The 24816-nt window shown below is 36.8% G+C and carries 27 protein-coding genes; 12 read left to right on the forward strand and 15 right to left on the reverse strand.

Annotated features, from left to right (window positions below):
• Positions 1-8: 8 nt before the first annotated feature.
• From B0G92_RS16710 to B0G92_RS11805, 3 genes are all read right to left on the reverse strand, one after another.
• Positions 9-170, reverse strand: coding sequence for a hypothetical protein (locus tag B0G92_RS16710; protein ID WP_180326435.1), 162 nt, complete (start codon positions 168-170; stop codon positions 9-11).
• Positions 171-266: 96 nt separating this feature from the next.
• Positions 267-1007, reverse strand: a complete 741-nt coding sequence (locus B0G92_RS11800) for a DUF72 domain-containing protein (RefSeq protein ID WP_101472340.1) — start codon at positions 1005-1007, stop codon at positions 267-269.
• On the reverse strand, positions 1004-1735 hold the full coding sequence (locus B0G92_RS11805) for an endonuclease (RefSeq protein WP_101472341.1): 732 nt from the start codon (positions 1733-1735) through the stop codon (positions 1004-1006). Before B0G92_RS11805 ends, B0G92_RS11800 begins: the two co-directional genes overlap by 4 nt.
• 294 nt (positions 1736-2029) lie before the next feature.
• Here B0G92_RS11805 and B0G92_RS11810 point away from each other — a divergent pair, with 294 nt between their 5' ends.
• On the forward strand, positions 2030-2335 hold the full coding sequence (locus tag B0G92_RS11810) for a SemiSWEET family sugar transporter (protein WP_101472342.1): 306 nt from the start codon (positions 2030-2032) through the stop codon (positions 2333-2335).
• A gap of 21 nt (positions 2336-2356) precedes the next feature.
• Here B0G92_RS11810 and B0G92_RS11815 read toward each other — a convergent pair whose 3' ends face one another.
• Positions 2357-2806, reverse strand: coding sequence for a response regulator (locus tag B0G92_RS11815; protein ID WP_245867840.1), 450 nt, complete (start codon positions 2804-2806; stop codon positions 2357-2359).
• A gap of 716 nt (positions 2807-3522) precedes the next feature.
• On the opposite strand from B0G92_RS11815, the gene B0G92_RS11820 reads away from it, so the two are divergent.
• Positions 3523-4701: a sensor histidine kinase gene (locus tag B0G92_RS11820; RefSeq protein ID WP_101472343.1), complete on the forward strand. Its 1179-nt coding sequence runs from the start codon at positions 3523-3525 to the stop codon at positions 4699-4701.
• Between the two features lie 65 nt (positions 4702-4766).
• Here the strand turns inward: B0G92_RS11820 and B0G92_RS11825 are convergent, their stop codons facing one another.
• The 4 genes from B0G92_RS11825 to B0G92_RS11840 all read right to left on the reverse strand — a co-directional run bounded on the left by B0G92_RS11825 (position 4767) and on the right by B0G92_RS11840 (position 8161).
• On the reverse strand, positions 4767-5015 hold the full coding sequence (locus tag B0G92_RS11825) for a hypothetical protein (protein WP_101472344.1): 249 nt from the start codon (positions 5013-5015) through the stop codon (positions 4767-4769).
• A 2-nt stretch (positions 5016-5017) separates the two neighbouring features.
• Complete coding sequence (locus tag B0G92_RS11830) at positions 5018-5614, reverse strand: DUF4142 domain-containing protein (RefSeq protein WP_101472345.1); 597 nt, start codon at positions 5612-5614, stop codon at positions 5018-5020.
• Positions 5615-5746: 132 nt separating this feature from the next.
• Positions 5747-5977 (reverse strand): hypothetical protein, encoded by a 231-nt coding sequence (locus B0G92_RS11835; protein ID WP_245867842.1) that lies wholly within the window; start codon positions 5975-5977, stop codon positions 5747-5749.
• A 6-nt stretch (positions 5978-5983) separates the two neighbouring features.
• Positions 5984-8161 (reverse strand): hypothetical protein, encoded by a 2178-nt coding sequence (locus B0G92_RS11840; protein ID WP_101472347.1) that lies wholly within the window; start codon positions 8159-8161, stop codon positions 5984-5986.
• A gap of 200 nt (positions 8162-8361) precedes the next feature.
• Between B0G92_RS11840 and B0G92_RS11845 the strand changes: the two genes are divergently transcribed.
• From B0G92_RS11845 to B0G92_RS11855, 3 genes are all read left to right on the forward strand, one after another.
• Positions 8362-8613, forward strand: coding sequence for a hypothetical protein (locus tag B0G92_RS11845; RefSeq protein ID WP_101472348.1), 252 nt, complete (start codon positions 8362-8364; stop codon positions 8611-8613).
• A gap of 77 nt (positions 8614-8690) precedes the next feature.
• Positions 8691-8942, forward strand: coding sequence for a hypothetical protein (locus B0G92_RS11850; protein ID WP_101472349.1), 252 nt, complete (start codon positions 8691-8693; stop codon positions 8940-8942).
• Positions 8939-9598 (forward strand): MgtC/SapB family protein, encoded by a 660-nt coding sequence (locus tag B0G92_RS11855; protein WP_101472350.1) that lies wholly within the window; start codon positions 8939-8941, stop codon positions 9596-9598. Before B0G92_RS11850 ends, B0G92_RS11855 begins: the two co-directional genes overlap by 4 nt.
• 22 nt (positions 9599-9620) lie before the next feature.
• On the opposite strand, the gene B0G92_RS11860 is transcribed toward B0G92_RS11855, so the two are convergent.
• Both B0G92_RS11860 and B0G92_RS11865 read right to left on the reverse strand, forming a co-directional pair.
• Complete coding sequence (locus B0G92_RS11860) at positions 9621-10460, reverse strand: mechanosensitive ion channel family protein (protein WP_101472351.1); 840 nt, start codon at positions 10458-10460, stop codon at positions 9621-9623.
• 110 nt (positions 10461-10570) lie between these two features.
• Positions 10571-11326 carry an SDR family oxidoreductase gene (locus tag B0G92_RS11865; RefSeq protein ID WP_101472352.1) on the reverse strand — a complete coding sequence of 252 codons (756 nt, stop codon included), beginning with the start codon at positions 11324-11326 and terminating at the stop codon, positions 10571-10573.
• A 191-nt stretch (positions 11327-11517) separates the two neighbouring features.
• Here B0G92_RS11865 and B0G92_RS11870 point away from each other — a divergent pair, with 191 nt between their 5' ends.
• The 4 genes from B0G92_RS11870 to B0G92_RS11885 all read left to right on the forward strand — a co-directional run bounded on the left by B0G92_RS11870 (position 11518) and on the right by B0G92_RS11885 (position 13986).
• Positions 11518-11751 (forward strand): hypothetical protein, encoded by a 234-nt coding sequence (locus B0G92_RS11870; RefSeq protein ID WP_143395031.1) that lies wholly within the window; start codon positions 11518-11520, stop codon positions 11749-11751.
• Positions 11735-12013 carry a hypothetical protein gene (locus B0G92_RS11875; RefSeq protein WP_101472354.1) on the forward strand — a complete coding sequence of 93 codons (279 nt, stop codon included), beginning with the start codon at positions 11735-11737 and terminating at the stop codon, positions 12011-12013. Before B0G92_RS11870 ends, B0G92_RS11875 begins: the two co-directional genes overlap by 17 nt.
• A 251-nt stretch (positions 12014-12264) precedes the next feature.
• Positions 12265-12714, forward strand: a complete 450-nt coding sequence (locus B0G92_RS11880) for a response regulator (RefSeq protein ID WP_101472355.1) — start codon at positions 12265-12267, stop codon at positions 12712-12714.
• Positions 12715-12927: 213 nt separating this feature from the next.
• Positions 12928-13986, forward strand: coding sequence for a 3-oxoacyl-ACP synthase III family protein (locus B0G92_RS11885; protein WP_101472356.1), 1059 nt, complete (start codon positions 12928-12930; stop codon positions 13984-13986).
• Between the two features lie 58 nt (positions 13987-14044).
• Here B0G92_RS11885 and B0G92_RS11890 read toward each other — a convergent pair whose 3' ends face one another.
• From B0G92_RS11890 to B0G92_RS11900, 3 genes are all read right to left on the reverse strand, one after another.
• Positions 14045-14236: a cold-shock protein gene (locus B0G92_RS11890; RefSeq protein ID WP_056065551.1), complete on the reverse strand. Its 192-nt coding sequence runs from the start codon at positions 14234-14236 to the stop codon at positions 14045-14047.
• 15 nt (positions 14237-14251) lie between these two features.
• Entirely contained in the window at positions 14252-14686 is a 435-nt protein-coding gene (locus B0G92_RS11895) for a cold shock domain-containing protein (RefSeq protein ID WP_056065548.1), read from the reverse strand.
• A 168-nt stretch (positions 14687-14854) separates the two neighbouring features.
• Positions 14855-15130: an RNA recognition motif domain-containing protein gene (locus B0G92_RS11900; protein WP_101472357.1), complete on the reverse strand. Its 276-nt coding sequence runs from the start codon at positions 15128-15130 to the stop codon at positions 14855-14857.
• 350 nt (positions 15131-15480) lie between these two features.
• Here B0G92_RS11900 and B0G92_RS11905 point away from each other — a divergent pair, with 350 nt between their 5' ends.
• From B0G92_RS11905 to B0G92_RS11915, 3 genes are all read left to right on the forward strand, one after another.
• Positions 15481-17388 carry an ATP-binding protein gene (locus B0G92_RS11905; RefSeq protein ID WP_101472358.1) on the forward strand — a complete coding sequence of 636 codons (1908 nt, stop codon included), beginning with the start codon at positions 15481-15483 and terminating at the stop codon, positions 17386-17388.
• A gap of 270 nt (positions 17389-17658) precedes the next feature.
• Positions 17659-20700 (forward strand): histidine kinase, encoded by a 3042-nt coding sequence (locus B0G92_RS11910; protein ID WP_101472359.1) that lies wholly within the window; start codon positions 17659-17661, stop codon positions 20698-20700.
• A gap of 83 nt (positions 20701-20783) precedes the next feature.
• A complete protein-coding gene (locus tag B0G92_RS11915) occupies positions 20784-21548 on the forward strand; it encodes a LytR/AlgR family response regulator transcription factor (protein ID WP_101472360.1) in 765 nt (254 codons plus the stop codon).
• Between the two features lie 1387 nt (positions 21549-22935).
• Here the strand turns inward: B0G92_RS11915 and B0G92_RS11920 are convergent.
• Together B0G92_RS11920 and B0G92_RS11925 are read right to left on the reverse strand one after the other, a co-directional pair.
• A complete protein-coding gene (locus tag B0G92_RS11920) occupies positions 22936-23835 on the reverse strand; it encodes a hypothetical protein (protein ID WP_143395032.1) in 900 nt (299 codons plus the stop codon).
• A 38-nt stretch (positions 23836-23873) separates the two neighbouring features.
• Positions 23874-24803, reverse strand: a complete 930-nt coding sequence (locus B0G92_RS11925) for a hypothetical protein (RefSeq protein ID WP_143395033.1) — start codon at positions 24801-24803, stop codon at positions 23874-23876.
• Between the last annotated feature and the right edge of the window lie 13 nt (positions 24804-24816).

Raw genomic sequence — 24816 nt, forward strand, 5'->3', positions numbered from 1 at the left:
ATTGCCCTCTATTCCAGTTCAATGACATGCAATTTCTGCCTGGTGTGAAAAAAATACAAATGCCATTTTTCATTAATAGCATAATAACGTTTGCCATCTGAAGTTGCCACACCTTCCACCTGATGGAAAGGAATTCTTAACTTAATATGTTTGTTCCATATTATCTGCAAAAATTGTCGTCTTTAGTTTCAGTAACAGACACTTTCATAGTAATTGATTTTAATGACTTGTTGTTTGGTTTCACGGCAGGATTTGGCAGACATTGGTCAAACCTGGTTCGATTTTAATAATTCCTTCATTTCAAGTGCATTTAAGACACCTGCTGTGCTGGCAGTATTGTTGAAATAGACGAATACTTCTTTAAATTTATTTGTGCTGAGAATCTCATTTTGAGCTTTTTCTAATATTTCCCGGTCATAGGCTGAATAAAATAATTTAGGATTTCCATGAAATCTTACATAGCCAATGTCAGAAGTCACCATAATATCCGAAGGCAGTTTAGGATAATTTACACTGCAAAAGGTTATGTTTCTTTGCTTTAAAGCATCAAATACTTCGGGTATCCACCAACTTTGATTACGAAATTCGACTACGTTTTTAAATTCAGGGTTCAGGCTGTTTACTATCAGTTCCAGACCTGAGGCACTATAATCAAAACCTGGCGGCAATTGGAATAAAACACAACCTAATTTCCCGGCAAGTCCTTCACTGCTCACCATATAAAAGTCTTCTATTAACTGTCTGCATTCTTTAAACCTGTGAATATGGGTAATCTGTTTGGGTGCTTTTATTGAAAACAGGAAGTTTTCGGGTGTTTTATCTTGCCATGACTGCAAACTTTTAAGTGTGGGAAACCTGTAAAATGTCGAATTGAGCTCGTAGGTAGAAAAATGTTCGCAGTAATATTCAAACCATTTGGTTTTAGGTAAGTTTTCCGGATAGAAAACACCTTTCCAGTCAGCAGTATTATAGCTGGAACAGCCTATGTATATATTTTTCTTTTTCATTGGTATAGTATCTGGCAATTCTCACAAAAAAAGCTCCTGCGTTTTTTCACTCCTGTATATTTCTTCAAAATTGGGAGGTCACAACGAAGACATGTTTTTTTGGTATGGGCAAGCCAATGTTTTTTAAGTTCAAACTTCTTTTTCCATTCCAAAAACTGAAAGCTGTAATTTCTGGCTTCTTTTATAATCTCGTCCCTCTTTTCTGATGGAATTTTTCCGACTAAGGATTCCGGGTGAACACGAACCCTGTACAGTACTTCATTTTTTATAATGTTGCCAACACCGGAAAAAATGTCCTGTTCCAACAGAGCATCGCAAATTTGTTTGTTCGGGATGTTTTTTAATTTTTCTCTGGCCTGTTTCGGATTCCAGCTTTCATTCATTACGTCTGCACTCCAGTCATAATGCAGGTTAACGTCACTTTCCAGTATTTTTATAGAGGAAGAATAGAAATTTATTTCTCCTGATGGAAAAGTCAGGTTCAGGCGAACAAGAGCATCCTTGGTCTCGTTAATTCTATAAGTTCCAAACAGCAGAAAATGGATACGGACTGTAAAATCTTTAAAACAAATCAGAAAGTGCTTGCCCCAGCTTCGGAAAGAAATTATCTTTTTACCTAACAGTCTGTTCTGGTCAATTTTGCTGTTTCCGGAAACGGAAATAATTTCCTGACCTCCAAACTGACTGGCTTCTTCTTTTAGAATGACTATACTTGGACCTTCTGGCATTTTCTTCTATTTAAATAATCAATCAGGATTGCCGTTTTCAACTCCGGATTACGTTTGTCTGCTTCTCGCCGGTCCAAAAGCTTCTAAAGCTTCATGCCGATACTTAAAATTAAGCACCTCATCAAAATAGTGTCTTATAGTATTCCAAGTTTTGTTTGTATGTTACTGCATGATTACAAGTGTATTGGAGCGTTCAATCCTACAACATTTTGAAGGAAAAATATAAGCCTCAATAATTTTTATTTTGGAAATTAGACAATACCATTCCAGTAAAATTTGATTTAAGCACGCCCGATGGAAACAATAACTATAATAGGCACCCTTGCGGCCATTTTCACTACTATTGCCAATATTCCGCAAGCTTATAAAATAATAAAAGATAAGACCAGCAAAGGTGTTTCTGCCGGAACTTATCTGGTTTTGCTAATCGGAACATCACTTTGGACAGCTTATGGCATCCTCAAGTCGGACTGGCCGCTTATTATTACGAATTCTATTTCTTCTTTACTGAGTATCATTATACTGATTCTCCACCAGATTCCTGACAGGAAAATAAAGAAAGTAAACAAGGTGCTTTCAAATTCTGGCAGCAAAAAATAAAATCCGGATATGGAATTGGTATCAGATTACAAATACAAATGTTTCCCTGTTTAATTCTGCCGATTGAAACTGCCAGTTCATTTTTATTACTTTCCTTAGGGTTTCTTTGAGTGTTTCAAAATCATTCGGTTTTTTGACATAAATATTGGCTCCGGCAATCAGTGAATCTTCAATATCTTTTTCAGCCGAGGATGTGGAATAAATTACTACAGACAGTTTTTGATATTTTTCATCTTTTCTTATTTCACGTAATATGTCTATACCTCCAAGGATAGGCATATTAAGGTCAAGAAAAACAATGTCCGGAATTTCTGTTGTTGTATACAGATAATCCAGTATTTCACGTCCATCTTTAAATATCGTAAGATTTTCGCCGGAATCCAGTTCATTGAATGCCTCTTCAAAAAGTAATCGGTCATCTGTATCGTCATCTACAAGTATAATTTGCATCAATTTGTCTGAGGTTTTCATTGTGTTTAGTTGATAGTGTTTAGTTTTTAGTGTTTAGTTTTTAGTGTATAGTTGATAGTGTATAGTGTATAGTGTTTGCTTCTATTCCAAAAAATACTATGGCATAAAAATTGCTACTATATAGTTATCCGAAGATTAAAAAAATTCAGTTAACGGAATAGCGTTGCCAGCTCTCTGATAGAAAGCATTTGCTAAATTGATGTTTAGGAATAAAATAGTCCGAAAGGACCTTGATGTAAAAAATCTCCTCAATTATGAGGGTAGGATAAAAGATTAACTAAGATAAGTATTGTTAAATAGAATTAAAAGAATTTAACACTTTATTTTTCAGGTTACCTGAGAAACGTATCTCTTTAGAACACAAAATATTGGAAAATTATTAAAATTTATATCCCGGCAAATTAAAAAAAGAACTCTCTTTTTATATATATTTGCTCCACAGTGCGCGTCACTTTGATTCATACATTTTACTTCACAAGCATATTGCTTACTGCTATATCTTCTTAGGTCCAGCGAGAATATTGATGTTTATTTATAAAACCTGTTCGTACAAAAACTACGTTACGGAAAGGAAAATAGCACCAAAAACTTTACAGAATTCAACCTAAATCTCAAGGTGGGGTATCAGATTACGATTCCTCCATTTGATGCAATAACAATTTGACTTTCCGGTAAAATGTGTTTCGGTAAAAAAGGCGCACAAGTCATAACCAAGAATGAAGAAAAAAACAGATGAAGGCTATATGTCTCATCTCGAAAACGAGTTGAGACAACGAAATGCGGAATTGGAAAAAAACAGAGAGCTCTTGCAGGCTACTCTGGACAGTTCATTGGATATGGTTCAGGTATTTGAAGCTGTCCGTGATGAAAAAGGTAAAATAATAGATTTTATATGGGTCCTGAATAATTATACTTCAGAAACCTATTATGGTGATGTTATAGGCCAAAGTCTGTTGAAAAACAATCCGGGTGTTGTGCATACCGGAATATTTAACAGTTTTGTTGAGGTAACCGAAACGGGCATACCTCAACAATATGAGAAGCATTATGTAAATGAGCAGTTTGACGGCTGGTTTTACCAATCTGTTGTAAAACTGAATGATGGAGTGGCAACTTCAACTTCTGATATAACGGCACGAAAATTGGCCGATGACAGAATAAATGCGCTCAATAAGGAACTCAGCCAGAAAAACCGTGAACTTGAATCCTTAAACTCAGAGCTAACTACATTTAATAATATCGCCGCAAATGATTACAGGGAAACCTTGCAATCATTATATATGTATCTGGAATTTATTATCAAGACAGATGCCCCCAACATTAGTAATGCCGGAAAGGCCAACATTAGAAAAGCCCAGGGCGCCATACAGAAACTAAAATTGCTGACAGAAGACATCGTTTCGTTCTCCAGGATTCCGGCCATGGACAGCAATCTGACATCTGTTGATTTGGAAGAGCTGCTCAATGCACTTCTTTCAGATATGGCACAAAAAATTAGTGAAAAAGAGGCAATTATCACACGTTCCGGGATATTACCGGCCATTACAGGATATCCTTTATTACTGTCGCTTCTGTTTTATCATTTGATTGATAACGCGCTAAAATTCCTGCCGAAAGGGAAAAATCCGGAAATTAAGATAAGCAGTTCTGTATGTTCTGAAGGAGCATGCAAAGGAATGTATGAAATATGCATTGAAGATAATGGTATCGGGTTTGACCAAAATCAGGCAGAAAATTTATTTGCCATTTTTTTCAGATTGCATGACAGGAGTATATATAAAGGTTCCGGAATTGGATTGGCTGTCTGCAAAAAGATTATGGATTTGCACAACGGGCATATTGTTGCCATATCTGATGGAAATGGGGCGGTTTTTAAATGCTATTTTCCTGTTTAAGTAAGCATAAAAATATATAAAGCCCGCGTTGCGGGCTTTATACTATTCTGAAAAAACAGACCTGGTTAATCTGACCTTCGCCTGCCTTCTTCGAGTGCAGCCGAATCTCTTTGTGTCGGACCTACAGTTGTTCCCGGCTTGTTCATAGTATCTTTTGTACCACTACTGATGGTTCCTTCATTGGTAAACGTTTCCTTTTGGCTGGCTCCATCAGATTCATATCGGTTGGTATTGTTATCCCTGCATGACAATATCATAACCATACAGGCTATAAGAATGAGCAGGAATATGTATTTATCACTATTTTTCATCATACTTATTTTTTACGGTTGTCTATTTTTTCCTTAAGGCTTTTTGCGTGTTCAAGGTGTTCCGTCAGCGTTGGTATTTTGTTGGTTGCCCAATATCTGATTTCTTCATCTGCCGCTTCTTCAGCCGCCTCAGTCATTTTATCGATTGCCTTTTCATGACCTTTAACCATCATTTCGGCAAATTTTTTATCAAAATCCAATCCGCTCTTTTTATTAAGGTCGTCATATTCTTTTCGCGCCTCTTCCGTCATTGAATCCGGCAATGAGATATTTTTTCTTGCAGCCAGTTTCTTGACATCTCCGGCAGCCTGGGTATGGTCGTCTACCATCATTTTTCCAAAAGCCTTAACATCCGCGTCGGTACTCTTTTCCTGGGCAAGTTTTCCAATTTCAATTTCCTTACTGTCTGTTTCTGCCGCCTCTACCAAATAACGGGAATCTTTTTCATCCTGTTTGGAATTATCAAACTTTTCTTCATTTTCTTCCTGTGCAATTTCTTTGGTATCTATGTTTTTATCCTTTTTGCAGGAATTAAAGACAAAAGCAAATAAGATAATCGTTCCCGTAAAAAATAGATTCTTAAGAATTTTATTCGTTTTCATAGTTTTCTTTTTATTGATTATGGTTAAACAACTAATTTACAAATTGTTATTGGCGTAAAATTTACAGGATAGTTCTTAAAATATTACATCATTAATTATTTCAACCTGACTCTTCAAAGATTGGTCTGTTATTCAGCGTAGTCTTTTTTCAAATTTGTCCTGAACATTTTGTGAAATATAAGTAGCCAGTTTTTTACCCGAAACAGCCAGCTTTTTCATTTTTTCAACAGCCTCTTTTCCTGTACTGGCATAAGTATAAAGATAGATGTCACCATCCATAAACTGCACAGCAATACCTTCCGGTACTATTTCGTATGCCTTGATTCCGGATTGTCCGCTGCTATTTTTATAAGTAACCATCATAATGAATTACCAACTGATTTTGACCTTGCTGTTGCCTGTGATTGCGTATTGCATCAGCCCTGGTGCTATTGATTTTGAGGCAACAGTATCAGTATGTGTGCTAACCTTATGCTCCCGATGACCAATTATATAGACATGACAAGGCATCAATGAAGAACCTAATGTATGGAAGTGCAAATTATTGCTGATTTTTCGGAATCCTTTAACCGGGTAGTCTACAAAAAACAGAAGGTCTTCTTCCTCCAGTCTATAATATTGCCTTGATACAACGGCAAAAGGCAATCCGGCCCCATATACTTCCTGTCCTACCTGCCCCGCTTTTTCCCATCCGTCATTAAGGTCTTCCAACGGAATCCAAAGCGAATGCTGCAGTTCTCCTGTTCGGACTTCGTCAGATAAAATGTCGCGTGGTAGCATTGGCGGATAGTAGTAGGGCATTCGTGACAGCGAATATTTTATAAATTCAGATAGCAGCAATAATAATCCTGACGGCATGGTAATTCCTTCTGAAGACAACACATAATCATAGAGCGCTGCATATACTTCAACTTCTTCATAAGCTGCCGAATAGGGTGCTTCATTGAGTGGAAATACAGTAAAAAAATTGGGATAATGCTTTGTGTTTCCATAATTGCATTCCGCAAGCCTCATATTTTTGAACAACCCTGCCAAACAGGCGAAACTTGATTCGAGATAATTCTGTTTTCCGGTCAGTTTGAACAATTCCAAAAGCGCCGTCGCCGCAAATGCCGTATTGTTGGCCTGGTAAAATATATCGAAACCCAATCCTTCCAGTTTCCTTGCTGCTTTTTCAGCTTCTCTAAAATAAAGCGGATTATCCGTAAGTTTCCACACCAACAACATTAAATGGGCATAGGAACCTGCCACGTCTCTCTCACCTCCTCTCCCCGGCTCTGTCTCTTTCCGTATCACTTCGAGGGTATCCATTTTATAAAATACAGGCCATTCATATTTGAAATGTCTGGCTACTTTAACTGCAAAATCAACAGACTTTAATAGTAATTTCTTAGAAATTTTATCACCCGCCAAAGCTAACCTTGCAAGATTCATGAGCGGATGATGCAGGTACCAGGAATCCATGACCATTTCTTTTTTCTGTTCCTCAGAATTGTCGAGTTCCTCACTAAGTGCAGGAAGCCATCGGACAATACTTTCAATACGGTCATCATAAAATTCCGGCAATGTACATTTCAACTCATTATATAATTCCGGTTTTATCTTTTTCCAGTCTGAAAACTCTTTTAGCGGAAGCAATACCGACAGCTGTACCATTATTTCAGGAGGAGTTTTATAGTCACATAAATAAGCATTCAGGTAAGGAATTCCGCCTGCCTGTGTCCAACAACCTTTATTATGTTGCAAGTCGTCCATTGCTTTTTGGCTGAGTGATAACCAGTCATGGTATTCCGTATCAGGTTTTGGCAGGTGTATATAAACATTCGCAAGATTTTCTATAAAAGATTGGGTAATTTCCGGCTCCGATACGGGAACTGTTTCGCTCAGCAATACAAACGCATCTGTCAACACTACTTTTTTTCCGGCTGGTAATGGATTTTCTTGCGATACCGGCAATTGAAACCCTATTTCCGGCCATTCACCACCTACGGTTTCGCCAATAGACGTTTGGGTAGCTTCGCAATAATCCGAAAGTGCACTTAGATTTTGAAAATAAAATACAGAGCCGGTTTTAGGCCGTGTCAGGCTGAAATAAATTAGTCCGGAACGCGTCCCAATCTGGCTGGTATGAATTTTTGCCGACGTATTTTCAAAGCTTCCTGTTTTAGTTAACGGAACAATATCTCTTGGCCAGAAGGGAATACAGAACGAAAAATCAGCTTCAAAAGTGGTAGTATATCTCACCAGATGTCCTTTCTTTTCAGGAAAGCTTACTTCTGTATTGTATTTTCCCAAACGGGTGTTGGCTCTGATTTGTAATAGGCCTTTGCGGTCTGTTACCACAACATTTTCAAAATGACCGTTTAATGCAAAAGCTATCCTGAAAGCAGTTCTTGTTTTATCAGGCCAAACGGCTACAATCCATAGGGAATCGCCGGTATTGAAAAGTTCAAAATTAAAACCGGATTGTAATGTTGAGGCAATCAGTTCTGCTGTTTCAATATCAGACTGCGCCATGGCTGTCCATGAGGTAAACTTTTTATCCATATCTGTTTTAAGGCTTTAGCAGTATAAATTTAGACCTACCCCTGTAAAGAGCTTTTATATAATCTCACACAGGATTTATATGTTAATTTTTTGTCTGAACCTGCCCTTATGGACTACTATATAACTTCTGTTCAGTATTATATAAGTAAGGAAAACATATTTTTTTGTCACTTTACATTATAACCATTTAAAAAAAACTTATGGAAAATTTAATCAATGAAGAAAGAGAAGAAGGAAAAGTCGCAAAGGCAATTGAGGAGCAGACTTCAAAACTGCCATCAGATTTATTCCTGTATGCCGGATTGGGTGCGATGGGCATATCTGCAACACTTAAAATAATGGGGATGAAACATACCAGCCTTTTTTTTGGCCAGTGGGTTGCCCCTTTCCTGTTGCTTGGCATTTACAATAAGATTGTGAAGGTTGAGGGACATGACAAAGCAGATGAGTAGCCACCTTAAAAAATCTCATAAACTTTATTTATTTGACCCGGCTATAAAGTCTTGTTTAATGGGCACACTGAAAAGGTATGGAAAAATTTAGAGAAGCTATCATTATCCTGTTTGCCAGCTATGAGATAAAGTATTCCTTGGAAAAAGGAAGAAGTAAGGATAAAACAGAGCATTTTGTTTTTGTGCAAAGCTTTTTGCAGGAGTTTGAAGAAAACCTGGAAAGTTTTGCACAAAAATATTTTAAAGACAATAATTTTAGTCCGGAGGCTATGGCTGAAGGGAAAAGATATATGGAAAAAATAATAGAAAAACTCGCTTCTAAAGTATGATTGCATGGTATGAAATAATAGCAAGGCTTTTGTTTGCAGCTCTTTTAGGTGGCATGATAGGATTTGAACGCGAACGAAAAGATTGGGCTGCCGGCATTAGAACGCACATGATAGCCTGTATGGGCTCTACACTGGTTATGCTCGTTTCCTGTTTTGGTTTTTCTGACATTTTGGGCTATCCTAATGTAGAATTGGATCCCTCGCGTGTTGCTTCTTCAGTAGTTATCGGTATTGGCTATCTGGGTGCGGGAATCATATTGATTCTTAAACGGGGAAACATCAAAGGACTGACTACCGCTTCCGGATTATGGGCTACCGCAGCTGTTGGACTTTCCATTGGTGGCGGAATGTATATTACAGGTCTTGTAGCCACCGTTATTACAGTACTCATCTTGTATGTTGTTCAAAAATTGCAGAATAAAAAGTCGCAAGTCCGTGAACACAGAATGACCGTCCGATTGTATAAAAAGGAAGAAGGTACGCTGTTGCTTGAAAAATTAATTTCGTACCACTTGAATTTTTCTCTTTTGGCAATGGAAAAGAAAAATAAAAAATATACCGTCAAAGCCCGTTTTGTTGGTGCAAAAACTGATGTTTTGCATTTGGCTAACGAATTGAAATTACTTCCTGTTGTTCAAAAAATCAGATTTAAATGATAAAGAATCTTTTTTTTAGCACTTATTTCTCTTTTGTATCCCGGTAGTTTTTAATTTCAATAATAATCTCGCGTTTGGGAGCCGGATTGCTAATGCCCTGTTCTTTAAACGATTTTTTAATATTTTCCAAAAAGTCAGAGACAACCCATCCGTAGTCTTCGTTTGTTGTCCACATCAATACAGACAGCAGCAGCGCATCTGCAGTAATGTCTTTAATCATAACCGCAGGTTCAGGCAGTTGAAGTATTCTTTTGTCAGAACGTATAACATTAAACAATAGCGCCTTTACGAGCGAAATATCACTGTCATGATTCACACTCAGCGTAATTTCGGCACGGCGTAACTTTTCCTTTGAAAAGTTTCTGATAATTCCATTAGACAAGGCTCCGTTTGGAAGGTAGATGGATTGATTGTTTCCGGTAATGATTTTTGTGCTAAAAATAAAAATTGCAGCCACTGTTCCTGCTTCTCCCTGGGCTTCAACATAATCACCAACACGTAGCGGTTTAAAAAGAATAATCAGCAAACCGCCGGCAAAGTTAGATAAGGAGCCCTGAAGTGAAAGTCCAATAGCAAGACCAGCTGCTCCAATAGCCGCTACAAAAGCTGATGTTTCTACACCAAGTTTGGTAATGATACTCACAAAAAGCAGCGCACGCATTGTCCATACTGCCACATCCATTACGAATTTAAGAAGTGTAGCGTCAAAACGTTTCTTCTCAATGAGCCTCATCATAAATTTCCGGAAAAGCCGGATAATTATGAATCCTACTACAAGTGTAATAATAGCTGATAGTAAATGTGGAAGAAAAGCCGTTGTGGTATGAACAGCCTTTTGGAAATATTGGTTCAAGGTTTCCATCAAGTGACTTTATAAAAAATTCAGGGCCGACATCGCAGCCATCTAACCCTATTACCCAAAATCATAAATCTAGAATCATAAATCTAAAATCATGATCTTCCTCCAAATGCTTATATAATTTGTTTAAGCGGACGAATCTGCATGCTTACTATATCACAATGACTGGGACGCGAAAGGCAAAAAGCAATAGCTTCTGCAATATCACAGGCATCAAGCATTTCCATAGCATCGACTTTCTCCTGGCGTTCTTCACCGCTTCCGGGTTGCATATCTGTATTTACGGCTCCGGGTTCTATCAGCGTAACCTTGATCTGGTCCGGATTGAGTTCTTTGCGCAATGCGGCAGTAAACCCCTGTATTCCTGATTTGGTTGCCACATACACGCTGCTACCGGTTTCCCGGATTTCGGCACTCATAGACCCGACATTAACAATTTGTCCTCCTTTTTTTGTTTTCATTCTGCTGATTGCCGCATTGGCACAAGCTATATATCCTAAAAGATTGGTATTGAGAATATAGCTCCATTCTTTATAATTGCCTTCTGCAGCACTGTTGGCAGACAAAGCTGCATTGTTGACCAATATGTCAATAGTGCCAAATTCTGATTCCATTGCCTGGAATACTCTTTCGATTCCCTCCTCAGAAGACAAATCAGAAGCAATACCCGATAGCATGGCATCCGGATAAATGGTTTTACCATCACGCAATGTTTCTTCTAATTGTTCCTGATGGCGTCCGGTAATGAATACTCTGGCCCCCAATGATGCCAAAAGATGGGCTGTAGCTCTTCCTATTCCTGTTGTGCCTCCTGTTACCAATATTACTTTATCTGACAAGGCAAGCGTATAAATATCTCTCTGTTTCATGATTGTTATTTTAAAATTTACTAAAATAAAATTCGGAATTTCCAGAGCAGCCTGCCTTATATAATTTTATTATTTGTTTGTAAATGCCCTTAAAAAGACTCTGGCGAGATATAACAATCTTTTGTAATAATATAAAACGGCTCTTTAAGAATTGTTTAACTTTACTATTGCACAATAATATACAAAAAGCCATGTCCCAATTAAAAACTATATGTCTGTTGCTAATTTTTTACTCCATCGTTTCCTGCAATAGACGAAAAGACGGTATTGAATCTGATATTAAAAACCCGCCAACCTCAGCCGATACTGTACTTCCTGCCACAAAACCGGAAGGCGATTCAATACAGAACGATGCTTCACGATTATCAACTGGTAAAGACTCTGTAAAGGGTGAAATAACACCACCCAATGCTAAAAATCAATAGTAAGGACATGAGCAGTACTTCTCTTTTTTATATCGAGACCCTCTTACTGTTAGGGATTCATGACCGAATTCCTATTGAATTGTACAATCTGGGATGTAATCAGGCATTTGAAGAAGAAGACACAAGTGTCAACATTGCTGTCTTGCAGCTGATTATGAAAGAATTGAGAATAGAAACACCAGAAAGAGAAAAATACCTGAAAGCTTTTTTGATGGGATATCTCGACGGATTTAAGATTTCCTTTCTCTCCTCAAAGAATTAAAAACTTACACTATACTTCGGATACCTTAGCTATTGCTTAAAAGAATTCGATGTTTGTCCTATGAACTCTTTCGACGAGCAAATTGTTCACGATTTTGCCATTACCCCACTGCGTACCGAAAGCTGATTTTTCTTTTTCCTATCCGGAAAAGCAAAGAAATGGCTGTATTTTTTACTATTTTTTTAGAAATAATTAACATTTGTTTAAGTAGTGGATTTATAATTTTATTTGTCCCTTAATTTGCACCAAGAATGAAAAACCTAAACGAAAAAATGCACATTATTCTTGTGGATGATGATGCGGAAGACCGTATGATTTTCGAAGAGGCATTCTCTCAGTTGAATTCCGGGAATCAACTCCTGATGTTCCAGAATGGCCTCGAGGTATTAAATTACCTGAATGAAAACGAAACTGTCCCGGACATTATTTTTCTGGACCTGAACATGCCCATTATGGGTGGTCTGGAAACATTACGGGAAATCAGGAAGAATGACCGCTACAGACAATTGTCTGTTGTAATCTATTCGACTTCATCCGCAGAAAAAGATATTGAAGATACATTGATTGCCGGTGCCAATGTCTATATTACAAAACCCAATAATTTTGAAACCCTAAGAGATACAATTGCCAAGGTAATTCATGTCAACTGGCAATTTCTTTCTTCGGGTCTGGACCGCGATACATTTGTATTTGTTACCTGATAGTAGTGCAAAATGAAGTAAACCTCTTCTAAATGGTAAATATACATTTACAAAAGACACACTATGAAAACTATTGACAACCATTAAAAACAGCGCATTGAAATACAAAAGAATCAGATAATAAAATAGCATATAATCTAAAATCATTATATTTACCGCATCACTTTAATTCTCTTCATAAAATGAAGTTACTGTAAAAAGTGACCTTTATTAATGACGAGTAAAATTATAGGTGTGGGAAACTATATACCTTCCCAGACCATTACCAATCTATTTTTTGACAAGCATCACTTTTTAGACCAGGCGGGAGATGCCTTAAAACAAGACAATGCAACCATTGCCAGTAAACTGAAAGAAATTACCGGTATTGAGGAAAGACGTTATGCGCATCCTAATCAGGTCGCTTCTGATTTAGGCTTTTTGGCCGCCCAATCTGCCATAGAAGATTCAGGAATCGACCCGGAAACACTTGATTACATTATTTTCGCGCATAATTTTGGCGATGTCCGTACAGGAACAATCCAATCTGATATGGTTCCAAGCCTTGCATCGCGTGTCAAGCATCTTTTAAAAATCAAAAATAATTTTTGTGTAGCCTATGATGTCTTGTTTGGCTGTCCGGGCTGGATTGAAGGCATGATACAGGCGCATGCCTTTATCAAATCGGGAATAGCCAAAAGATGCCTTGTTATTGGAGCGGAAACCCTTACGCGTGTAGTCGATGCGCATGATAGGGATAGTATGATTTATGCTGATGGTGCCGGTGCCGCTATTCTTGAAACCAGCAATGACGAATCGGGAATAAAATCACATCTCTCCGGTTCTTTTACCCTTAATGAGAAAGATTACCTGTATTTTGGAAAATCGTATAATAATGAAAACTGTCCCAATATACGGTATCTGAAGATGGATGGTAGGAAAATTTATGAATTTGCCCTTTTGAATGTTCCCGGTGCCATGCAAAAATGCCTGGATGACAGCGGTTATTCTATTAATGACCTCTCTAAAATAATAATCCATCAGGCCAATGAAAAAATGGACGAAGCAATCGTAAACCGTTTTTATAAAATTTACAAAACTCCGGTGCCCGAAAATATAATGCCCATGGTAATACACAAGCTTGGAAATAGCAGCGTGGCTACAATTCCGTCACTGTTAACCATGATTTTAAAAAACGAGCTGCCACAGCATTCAATCAAAGAAAACGATATTGTTCTTTTTGCTTCTGTAGGAGCCGGAATGAACATCAATGCTTTTGTGTACCGTTTTTAAAAATAAAAAGGTGTATAAATTAAATTTTATACACCTTCTTACAAACAAATACAGGTAATTATCTTCTTTTGACATTTACGGCCATCAAACCTTTTTGACCTTTTTCAATATCAAAAACAACCTTGTCGTTCTCATTAATTTTATCCAATAATCCGGTACTGTGGACAAAAATATCCTCGTTGCTTCCGTCTTGTGAAATGAATCCAAATCCCTTAGATTCATTAAAAAATTTTACTGTGCCTTCTTGCATCTCTTTTTTTATTTGTTATTTATTGCTTTTTATATCTGTTGCCTGATATCCTTTTGGTGTTTTTTCTTTTTTATAATGTACTACATCATGTTTTTTAACAGCTTCATTTAATTGTCCGTAATGGAAAAAAATATTTTCATTGCTGTTTTCTTCTGTAATAAAACCGTAGCCTTTCTCGCTCATATAGGAAACTATGCCCGAAAAAATTGTGTCTTCCGTAATCATTTCCGCCTTTTTAGATTGCCTGGCTTTAGCAGCATCCTCTTCCCTGTTCTGAGCGTGGGGTGGCAATGAAGTGAAATTTCCATTGATATCGACATAAACAATCATATCATCAAGCTCTTTCCCTTTATTGTTATTTGTTTTTCGTTCTTCTCTTCTGGAAATTTTATCCTGCTGCTTCTTTTGTTTTTTTTTATTGTTTTCTTTTTTAAAAAACGAATCTGCCATATTGGGTACTTTTTATTTAAATGGAAATGAGGATTTACTTTTAGGATGGAATTATCATTCCCATATAGTTCATTGCATGAACATAGGCTAATCATATCCGTTGGTTAAAAGCCTAACCATCCTTGAATCGTTTACAAACGAATAATGACCAAAATGAAATACTGATTTCTAATAGTGTTTTTTTCTGGAACGCGTATCGTTTTCTTTTGGCATTGCTTCTTTTACTGCCATTGTACGTGAGTCAAACTCAGAATCGTTCAGATTGTCTACAGCATTCTGCGCTTCGTCCTGTTCAGGCATTTCAACAAAGGCAAAGCCTCTGGAATTTCCGGAAAATTTGTCTGTAATGATTTTAACTGAAGTTACTTCTCCATAGGAAGCAAATAAGTCGAACAATTGTTCTTCTGAAGTCTTAAAACTCAGATTGCCAACAAAAATATTCATAAGTAAATAATTTTAAGATTAAAAAATGGCACCTGAGAAAGCAAAAACTGAGAGAGAGAAAAAGAGTGTTTTAAACTATTCCAGAGAAGGCAACAGAAACCTGTTATATAATATCGCAACAAATATAGTCAATGATAATTGATAATCAAATAAATATATTTTTTTATTTTAAAAATAAAAAGCTATTGAAATCAATTCAAGAAATTTCCGGCTTTTATTCGGAACATTATTTATAAAAAACTTCCTCTGTAACTTTCAATAAACAAGGAAAAATATCATATTATTATTCTTACTTTATCAAAAACCGCTTCGCATGATTTTAATCCTTATTTTTACAAAAAAATAAGAAGATGCCCAAATTATTCCCCTCAAAAAATATTTTGTTTTTGGCTCTGTTTTTACTCTGCATTTCCTATTCCCATTCCCAAACTCAGGAAATACAGAAACTTCAAAAGAGTCTGCCACATGTAAAGGACAGTATTTCATATGTCAATAAAATCAACCGTATTGGTATGCTGATGCATATGAAAAATCCGGACAGCAGTTTGATTTATGCAATGAATGCCCGTACTGTTGCCGGAAGAATCCGGTATAAAAAGGGAGCCGTTGATGCGGAAAATGTAATTGGAATCTCATTAGCCTTAAAGGGGCTTAGCAATGAGGCCTTAAAAATATTCGGCCAGGTTCTTGCCGATTATGAAAAAATGGGCGATAAACAAAATACGGTGCAACTCTACATGAATTTTGCGAGCCTACAGATGCAAATCGGAAACCAGCTTCGGGCCGTAGAATATAACAGGCAGGCTTTGAAAATAGGAAAAAGCATTCCGACAGACAGCATCATGAGCAGGGTATATGCCAATTATTGTATGGCAAATCCACAGCTTTCTGAAGACAGTGTTCAGTATTATCTGGAACGCTCCAATAAAATTGGTGAAAAAGTAAATGACCAGTCGCTTCTTATAGGCAACAAGCAAATTCTTGGTATTTTTTATATGATTCGGGGCGCCAGAGATAAAGCCTTACCGTTATTGGAAAGTTCGCTTCAGGAGGCGAAAGCAGCCAAACTTGAGCGATTACAGCTTCAGGGGCTCAACGCCATGGCTGAATTTAATGCTAACAACCCGGAATTAGCCCTGAAATATATGGAGGAGCAGATGACCATAATAGAATCTAACGGTTATGACGAATTAAAAGCCCCGGTCTTATTTTCGATGCTGCGGTTCGCAAAAATGAGCGGGAATATTGAAAAAGAGCGGGAATTAAGCGAAAAGATGATTGCCGCACAATTAAAGCGGCAAGCCAGTCTGGAAAAATTCATTGGAGATTATGTGCATTACTACCAAATCCAGGAAAATAACAAGGATTTGGAGCGGTCACAAAAAGCATCACGACAGACTATCATAATATTGACCGTCTTTTCAATAGTGTGCGGTATTTTGCTATTGCTATTATTCCGGGCGTATAAAAAAATCCGAAATGATTCTAAAAAGAAAGCCGCATTATATGAAATCATCGAAAAAAAGAATGCTTCCTTATCTGAAGCCGATGCCATGAAATCTAACCTGGTTTCTATTCTTGCACATGACTTCCGTTCGCCTCTTATTTCAACCCTCTATATGGTTAGACTCTTAGAGCGTAATACGGAACTTACCGAATCTGAAAAGGAATCTTTTTATCTGACAATCAGTAATGATATTTCCGGAACGCTGGAAAATTTTGATGCTACCCTGCAATGGATTAAACGCCAACTTGGAGAGTTCAGAATTAATTTTGAAACGGTGGATATTCGTTCGTTACTTGACGAAGCCATTAGCGGCTACAATGCGCAGCTCAATGAAAAAGGAATTACGGTTATCAATAATGTGCCGGAAGGTATTTTGGCCACATCAGACAAGGAAATGCTTCAATTTGTAAATCGAAACCTGCTTTCCAATGCCTTAAAATTTTCTCCTAAAGGTAAAACTATCGCTGTAGATGCATTTAAAAATGGGTCCGAAATTGTTATCTCCGTCAAAGATGAAGGGCCGGGATTATCACATAATCAAATCGAAAAACTGTTTTCTATAAGCAGTAAGGGTGGCTCAATGCATGAAGGTGCCGGCATAGCACTTTCGTTTAGTAAGGATTTTATAGTAAAACTAGGTGGAAGGATTTGGGCGGAAAATCGTAATACTGCCGGTAGCATCTTTAGTTATGCTGTTCCATCCAATCCCATTATTGATAAGGAAAGTATACAGTCAAAAATTGTGGCTTAATTATACCAGTTTGGGACAGGCAAAAAATAAAATTACTCCCACAATTTATTAATTTACCTGTCGCAGTAAACTGGTATAGGGTGCGTATTCCCCCATCTTTAATAGTCCAAAGGTTTGAATTCTTTTGCGAAACCTAAAGCAAGAAGTAACAAAAGGTCATATTTGGGAGTAAGTGGTTGAATTGGGGAGTAAGTGGTAAATTGCTTTCAAAAAACATATTGTTATTTATTTCCGTAAAATAACTATTTTAGTTGTGTAATTTATTTTTTCATGCATTTCCGCATATCTATACTCTTTTTGTTATTTAGCGTTCAACTATTTGGACAGGATTATGCATTGAAAGAAGCACAAATTCGCGACGGATACAATACTTACCTGCTTTCAAGTTCTGCCTTTGTTGACAAAGACCGTTTTGTTTGGTATGCCACCAATCGCGATGGGGATTTTTACAGATTTGACGGAAAAAACAAGCTCAGGTACCAGTTTTATAAAAATGAAAACAGTTATGGGGATAGTTTCTATATCTGTAATAATGCCTGGATACAAGACCACAAGAATAACATTTGGGCAGCCGAACTGGATAAAGCTTATATCATTACTCCTGATAAACTTCTGGTAGAACGCATCCAATATCCTTCGGAAAAATTAAGTTCCAAGTCATTTATTGCAAAAGACGAAGTTAATAACCTCTGGATTAGCAATGGTTCACGGTTCCTGATTAAAATTACACCTGACCGTCAGGTTATCCGGGTTACGCATCCCCTACTGAATGATAAAAATGAAATTGAAATAATTAAGGTTTTAGACAACGGGAGAATCATCGCAAAATCAGGATACAACATTTTTTATGTTGACACCAAAGGAATACATTTCTCTGCTAATATCCATACCATTGACAAAGCTATCAATTCTGAATTTGCTATTTTTGAGAACGGTAAAATTGTGGCCGAAAACAGCAGTGGTTATTATAAATACAACAATAGTTCCTACAAGTATGTCTATTTAAAGGAACTGAACATACAGCTATTTAATTATCCTTACGAAGAAAATTGTTTGTTAGGCAATTGTAACTGGAGCAATAGCACTTTGATTGCCGATTCAAAATTTCTTGTAACGGATAACTCCTCCCTTTTCATCAATCAAATTGACAAGAAAACTAATCAGATTACTACCACAGACACCCTACATTTTAAAAAACAAATTTCTATCGCCAATAACAAACTCCATTCTAACTTTATATGGATATCAGCTTATGACGAACTTTATAAACTACTTATAATACCAAATAATTTTAAAAGAATTTTACAATCTGATGACAAGCAGTATAGCACGAGGGGTATTGTTTCAGATTCAAAAAACAACCTCTATATAGGCACATACGAAGGTCTTTACAAACAGGAAAATAATAAAAAACCAGTACCATTTTTAGTCAAAGGAGAAAAAAACGGAGCTTATGACATTCTGATTTTAGAGAAAAATGATTCTATTTTATGGGGGTCGCAAGAATACAGCAGTCTCAAAAAAATAAATCTGACTACCCACACCAAAAAAGAGATAGGTCTTCCCAAAGGTTTCAAAATCGAATACATGAAAGAAAAATCTCCGGATGAATTGTGGATGGGTTCTAACAAAGGAATGTATGTTTTCAGTAAAAAAACAGAAACAATCAGTCCTTTTAATGAAAATGGATATTTTTTAGGTACTGTTCCGGTATTGGGTTTTATTGAAGCAAAAGATGGAAAAAAATGGTTCGCTACCCGGCAGGGACTTTTCCTAAAGGAGAAAGGAAAAGATTTTATAAACTATCAGAAACTGAATCCCACCTTTAATTTCAAAGACCTGCTCACACTACACGAAGACGATCGGGGCAATCTATGGATGAGTACCGGCGCAAAAGGAATTATTTTCTTAGACCCAAAAACAAACCGCTTTAAAAATTTGACACAGTCTGACGGACTTTCAAACAACACGGTTTGCGGAATATTGGAAAGTAAGGAAGCCATGTGGTTTTCTACCTACTACGGACTTACCCGATTTGACAAAAAAGAAGGTTTTTTTGCCTTATATTATAAAGAAGACGGACTGTCCGACAATGAATTTAATGTCAGGTCTAGCTATAAAAAAGATGAGAATACATTTTATTTCGGAGGTCTGAATGGCATTATCGAATTCAATCCAGCCAACATAAAACTCAGGGGAAAACATCCGCATACCATTTTTTTGTACAGTTCTACCTATTTTTCCAATGAAAGAAATAAAAATGTAACCGATTATTTAAGCCTCCATAAAAAAACAATCAGCCTTCCTTATAATAAAAATTATTTTTCGGCAGTATTCTCTATTAATGAATTGTTTTACATTGAAAAAAACACCTATCTCTATAAAATAGAAGGACTTAGGAATGAGTGGATAGATGCCGGAACATCCGGTCTTGTTGAGCTTCCCAGCCTCCCTCCCGGAGATTATGTATTACGGGTCAAAGGAAAAGACGCTAAAGGCATTGAGACTCTAAACGAAATAAAGATTAACCTCCATGTAGAACAGATTTTTTATAAAACACCATTTTTTATTATCTTGATAGCACTATTAGTGATTGGTTCAATCATCTATTTCTTTTTCAGGCGTAACCGAAGACAAAAAAGAATTTTTGAAAGAGAAAAAGAAATTAAAGAACTAAAATCCAGTGCCCTTAGGGCCCAAATGAACCCTCATTTTGTCTTTAATATTTTGAATAATATGCAAAGCGTCCTGATTTTAAAGGGAGAAGCCGAAGCAAACAAATATTTTGGTGCTTTTTCTAAACTTTTCAGGCAAACACTCGACATTTCAAGGCAGGAACTCATCACGCTCAAAAGTGAAATTGAATACCTCAACAATTATTTACTACTCAACAATCTGCAGCTCAACGATGAGTTAGAGTATTCTGTAAATGTTCAAAACAGCGTTGGGGATACCAGTACTATTTTTCTACCAGGCATGCTAATCCAACCTTTTGTAGAAAATGCCATACTGCATGGGCTTTCCCCAAAACAGGACAAAAAGCTAACCATCGATTTTTCTATGGAAGAAGGCTATTTGGTGGTTATTGTTGAAGACAACGGAATTGGCAGAACTATGGCTACAGAAAATACCCTGCACAAAAAAGAGGCACACAAATCATGGGCTACCACAATAGTTAATGAGCGAATCAACATTATGAATTATCGTCATAATACTACTAAAGCTGTTATTCTTAAAATAGATGATTTAGAGAAAAACGGAAATCCTTGCGGTACCCGTGTAACCTTAAAATTACAACAGCCTATGGAGTGATTCTTAATTTTTGCTTAATTATTCAATTTTACTGAAAAATTTGCAAAATATTCTTAACTTTAATCTCCTCCAATTTTAAACATATGCAAGCCCATAAAGCCCTGATAATTGACGATGAAGTCAACAATATTGCCTTATTAAAACATTTCGTCACCAAATACTGTCCGAGTATAGAAGTCGTTGGCGAAGCCCTGACCATATCAGAAGGCATTTCCGAAATCAGGGAGAAAGAACCGGATATTCTTTTTTTGGATATAAAATTAAACGAAGGCAATTCCTTTGAAATCCTGGACCAACTGGATAATCTTAAAGCGCAGGTAATTTTCGTTACTTCTTATGACGAGTATGCCCTTAAAGCTTTTAAATATAATGCTGTGGATTATATTCTAAAACCCATCATTATAGAAGATGTGATTTTGGCCGTAAACAAAGCTGTAAAGAACATCGAGCAGCAAGACTTTTTTGATTTTGGAAAACTTACATCCTTGCCTAACGAAACCACATCTTTTTCTGAAAACAAAGAATATATAGCCATTCCTTCTCTGGATAAGGTTGATATGGTCAAAAGCAGCCAGATTACCTATATTGAGGCAGATAATAAATATACTGTTTTCCATACCATAGAGGGTAAAAAATATACCTCCAGCAAAAATCTTTTAAGTTTTGAGGAAACACTGGACAAGGCCCGCTTTTTCAGAATACACCATTCTTTCATACTCAATATTGAGCATCTTGTTACGATTATCAAAAAAGACGGAAGCTATTGCGAAATGTCGGATGGTACATTATTGCCTATTGCCAGACGTAAGCTGGAAGATTTCCATCGGTTTCTCAAAATCAAAAACTAGACTTTCTTTTCTTATTTTTCTTTGACGAGAGTTGATTTTAATTGATTATCGGAAACTCTACACCAATAAGATTCTTATTTAGGTAAGGTAGGTTTTATAACTTGTCCTGTTTTGCGGCTCTTTGCCAATGTATGAAATAATGGCTCGCAAAGGCGCAGAGCCGCAAAGTAATTAAGCCTTATCAAAGAAAAAATTATGAAAGTAACCCTTTCGGGTTTTCTTTCATTTTATATAGATTCTTTAAATCTTTCTAATCATTTTAATCTGTGGCTAAATTCACTATTCTTTGATTTGCTATAAACTACCCGATAGTAATCCATTTTTAAATAATCCGGAAAACCACTTATTCCCATATTCTTCCAGTTATTCGCAATAACAACCAGTTATTACTTTGCGATTGGCTTTATTCTTATTATCTGCAATCTTTGTATAGGCAAACTTCAAGAAATGAGATTTTGCCAAAGGCAATAGCATATTCTATGTTCGTAGCTATAGTGTCTCTCACCAACAACGTTCTTATAAAAGTTTAGTTTAGATAAAAATCGAAAAACTAGAGAGACACTATAACTATGCTGCCTAAAAATAAAAAGCAAGTATTTATTTGAGATAAAACAACATGCTATAAGAAAGCGGACTCCAAATTTTTCATAATGGATTATTTTGATAAAAACGCAACAATTAGGAATAAATAAAAAAAGCCGCTTTCTTTTTTATCAATCGACAATAAATACACAACTTATAAAATAAACAAGTGCCTCTTATAACATTCTCAATCCTCAGATATGTTACTATGAATTGTAGATTTGGGCTTCTAATTATTCATAATATCTAGTTAAAGAGGCACTTTGTATTAAACAGGAGGTTTCCTTACCACTTTCACAAAAAATCATCATAGTTGTGTGAAAAAATACATCGTTATACAAGCATGCATTCGGTGACCTCCTTTATAATCTTTCATCAAAAGCAAAAAACTTCACATTGATTGCATAACCGTATTTATGAAATAGGCATTAATGTAAAATTCTCCGGAATAAGTAATTTAAATGATTATTGAACCTTTACACTAGAATAGATTTCAATAGGTTTATACTTTTTGTTTTGCGGCAGTGCGCCTTTGCGAACGATTCTTTTTAACGCAAAGCCGCAGAGCCGCAAAGTTTATTAAGAGAGTAGATTGAAGAGCTAACTTTCATCTAAAATAGATTTCATAAATCGTGTAATTTTATTTTAATTCGTGATAATCTGTGACTAAAATTCATAACAGAAAGTGGACCGGTCAAATCAGATTTTATTATTATAATATTGCAAGCAGCAAAAACCAAGGACTTTCTTATTATGGTTACTTGCTATTGAAACGAACATTCAAAACCGTTTTTTTGAGAATAAATCAATCCAGATATACCCCATCATAAACCACAGACAAAACCTTAAATGTCGGGACATATACATAACCGAGATCATTCCAACGGGTAATATTAAGCCAGATGCCATGAGGACCGGCAGATAAATTAAAGACTCCGGAAATTTTAAACTGCAACGAGGATTGTAGATAATGTTGCTGTACAATCTGGAAGAAATTTGTGGCTACTCCGTCAATAATTATTTCACAACGGAAATAAGGACTTTTATAATAGCTAGGAAATAAAACATCGCCAGCCAATCCTACAGCAATATTTAAAATTACGGGGCTGGCAACAGGCATGGTAAACATTGTCTGGCTTTCGGGAATAAGTGTAGGATTGCTGTCAGACAGTGTAAATGCTGATATATTAGAGCTTTCTCTCGCCATTCCGTACGCATAGTCCAACGCCTTTTTAACAGTCACAGATTCTGTTTTTCCATCCATAATTGCTAATAATTCCCAGGTACTGCCCGTGACTGTACCCCTACTGACTAATTTTGCATAATAACCCGGCGGCACCGTTACTGAAGACATATTGGCTGTTCCATATATAGTTTCCTGTGCCGGAGCAATAACGGTTAGCATGTAATTGCTGGTATTCTTTATACTGTAAACACGTCCTTTTAAAGAACCCGAGCCGGCCGGAGGCAGATGGACCGTGCCGTCTGTACTCCCGTTATAGGCCGTATAATAATCTGTAAAGCCCAGGACAGCATTTGCGTTTATAATTTTATAATCGCCCGCAACAGAGCCGTTAACTGTCAAGCGGCTGCTGGGGTTTTTGGTGTTTATTCCGGTATTTATTGTCATGTTTTGGGCAAAACTTCCGGTTGCCGAAGCAAAGAAAAACAGTAGTATGAAATATTTCGTATAGTGTAACATCATAATTTTTTTTTAAATCAGGGGCTAAAAAAGAGATTAATTTATGTCCGGGTTATGCTGTCAACACTTAGCAAGACCGATAAAACTCCTAACGCATGATTATTCGCAGACCCAAAACTATTCCAGGTAGAGATTTTGGCATGAATAGTATGCCAAAATCCTCCTGTAGCTGAAGGCACGAAATTGTATTTACCGGACAAGTTAAACTGCATGCCCTTACTATTCTCCTGCACAACCTGGAAAATGCCTGTGGGCATATCGTTTATAAAAAGTTCGCAACGATAATAAGAAATAACAGAACCCGGTGGCAAAACCGATGTACTGGAATCTACAAGAGCAAGCCCTACTGTAAAGTTTAGAAATAAAGCTCTGGGTTGTTTATCCACGAAAAACGAACCTCTGCTACCCGGAATTTCAACATCTACACTGCTTGAAGGCCCAATAGTAAATAGCGATTGATAACTGCTATTCTTTGGCACTCCTATTGCAACATTTAACAGTCGGGTCATTTTTGAAGACAATTTAGTAGGCACCAACATAGAAAGCTCCCAGGTAGTTCCGGTGGTAGTGCCCTTGCTAATCAATTCAGCATAATAGCCGGGAGGCACCACTATATAATCTACATCGCCTGTAGCGTCAATCTTCTCCAAACTCGGTGCTTCAGAAAAAACGAAAAGTTCACCCTGGGCGCTTATATTCTTAATTCCGTAAATGCGTCCTTTAAAATTGCCCGGCCCGCTAATGGCCTTAGGGAGTAGTATTGTACCTCTACCAATTCCATTAAAGGCAATATAAAAATCGGAATCATCTAATGTAACATCGTCACTAACTATCTTATAATCGCCTGCAAAAGAACCGTTAACAGTCAAGCGGCTGCCCGGATTTTTGGTGTTTATTCCGGTGTTTATCGCGCTGTTTTGAGACATCACGCCCGTGCTGTACAGCAACAGGATTAAAAAAAGCTGTTTCATAATAAAATCTTTT

Origin of the sequence: Flavobacterium lindanitolerans, from assembly GCF_002846575.1 — a bacterium.
Classification (GTDB): domain Bacteria; phylum Bacteroidota; class Bacteroidia; order Flavobacteriales; family Flavobacteriaceae; genus Flavobacterium; species Flavobacterium lindanitolerans.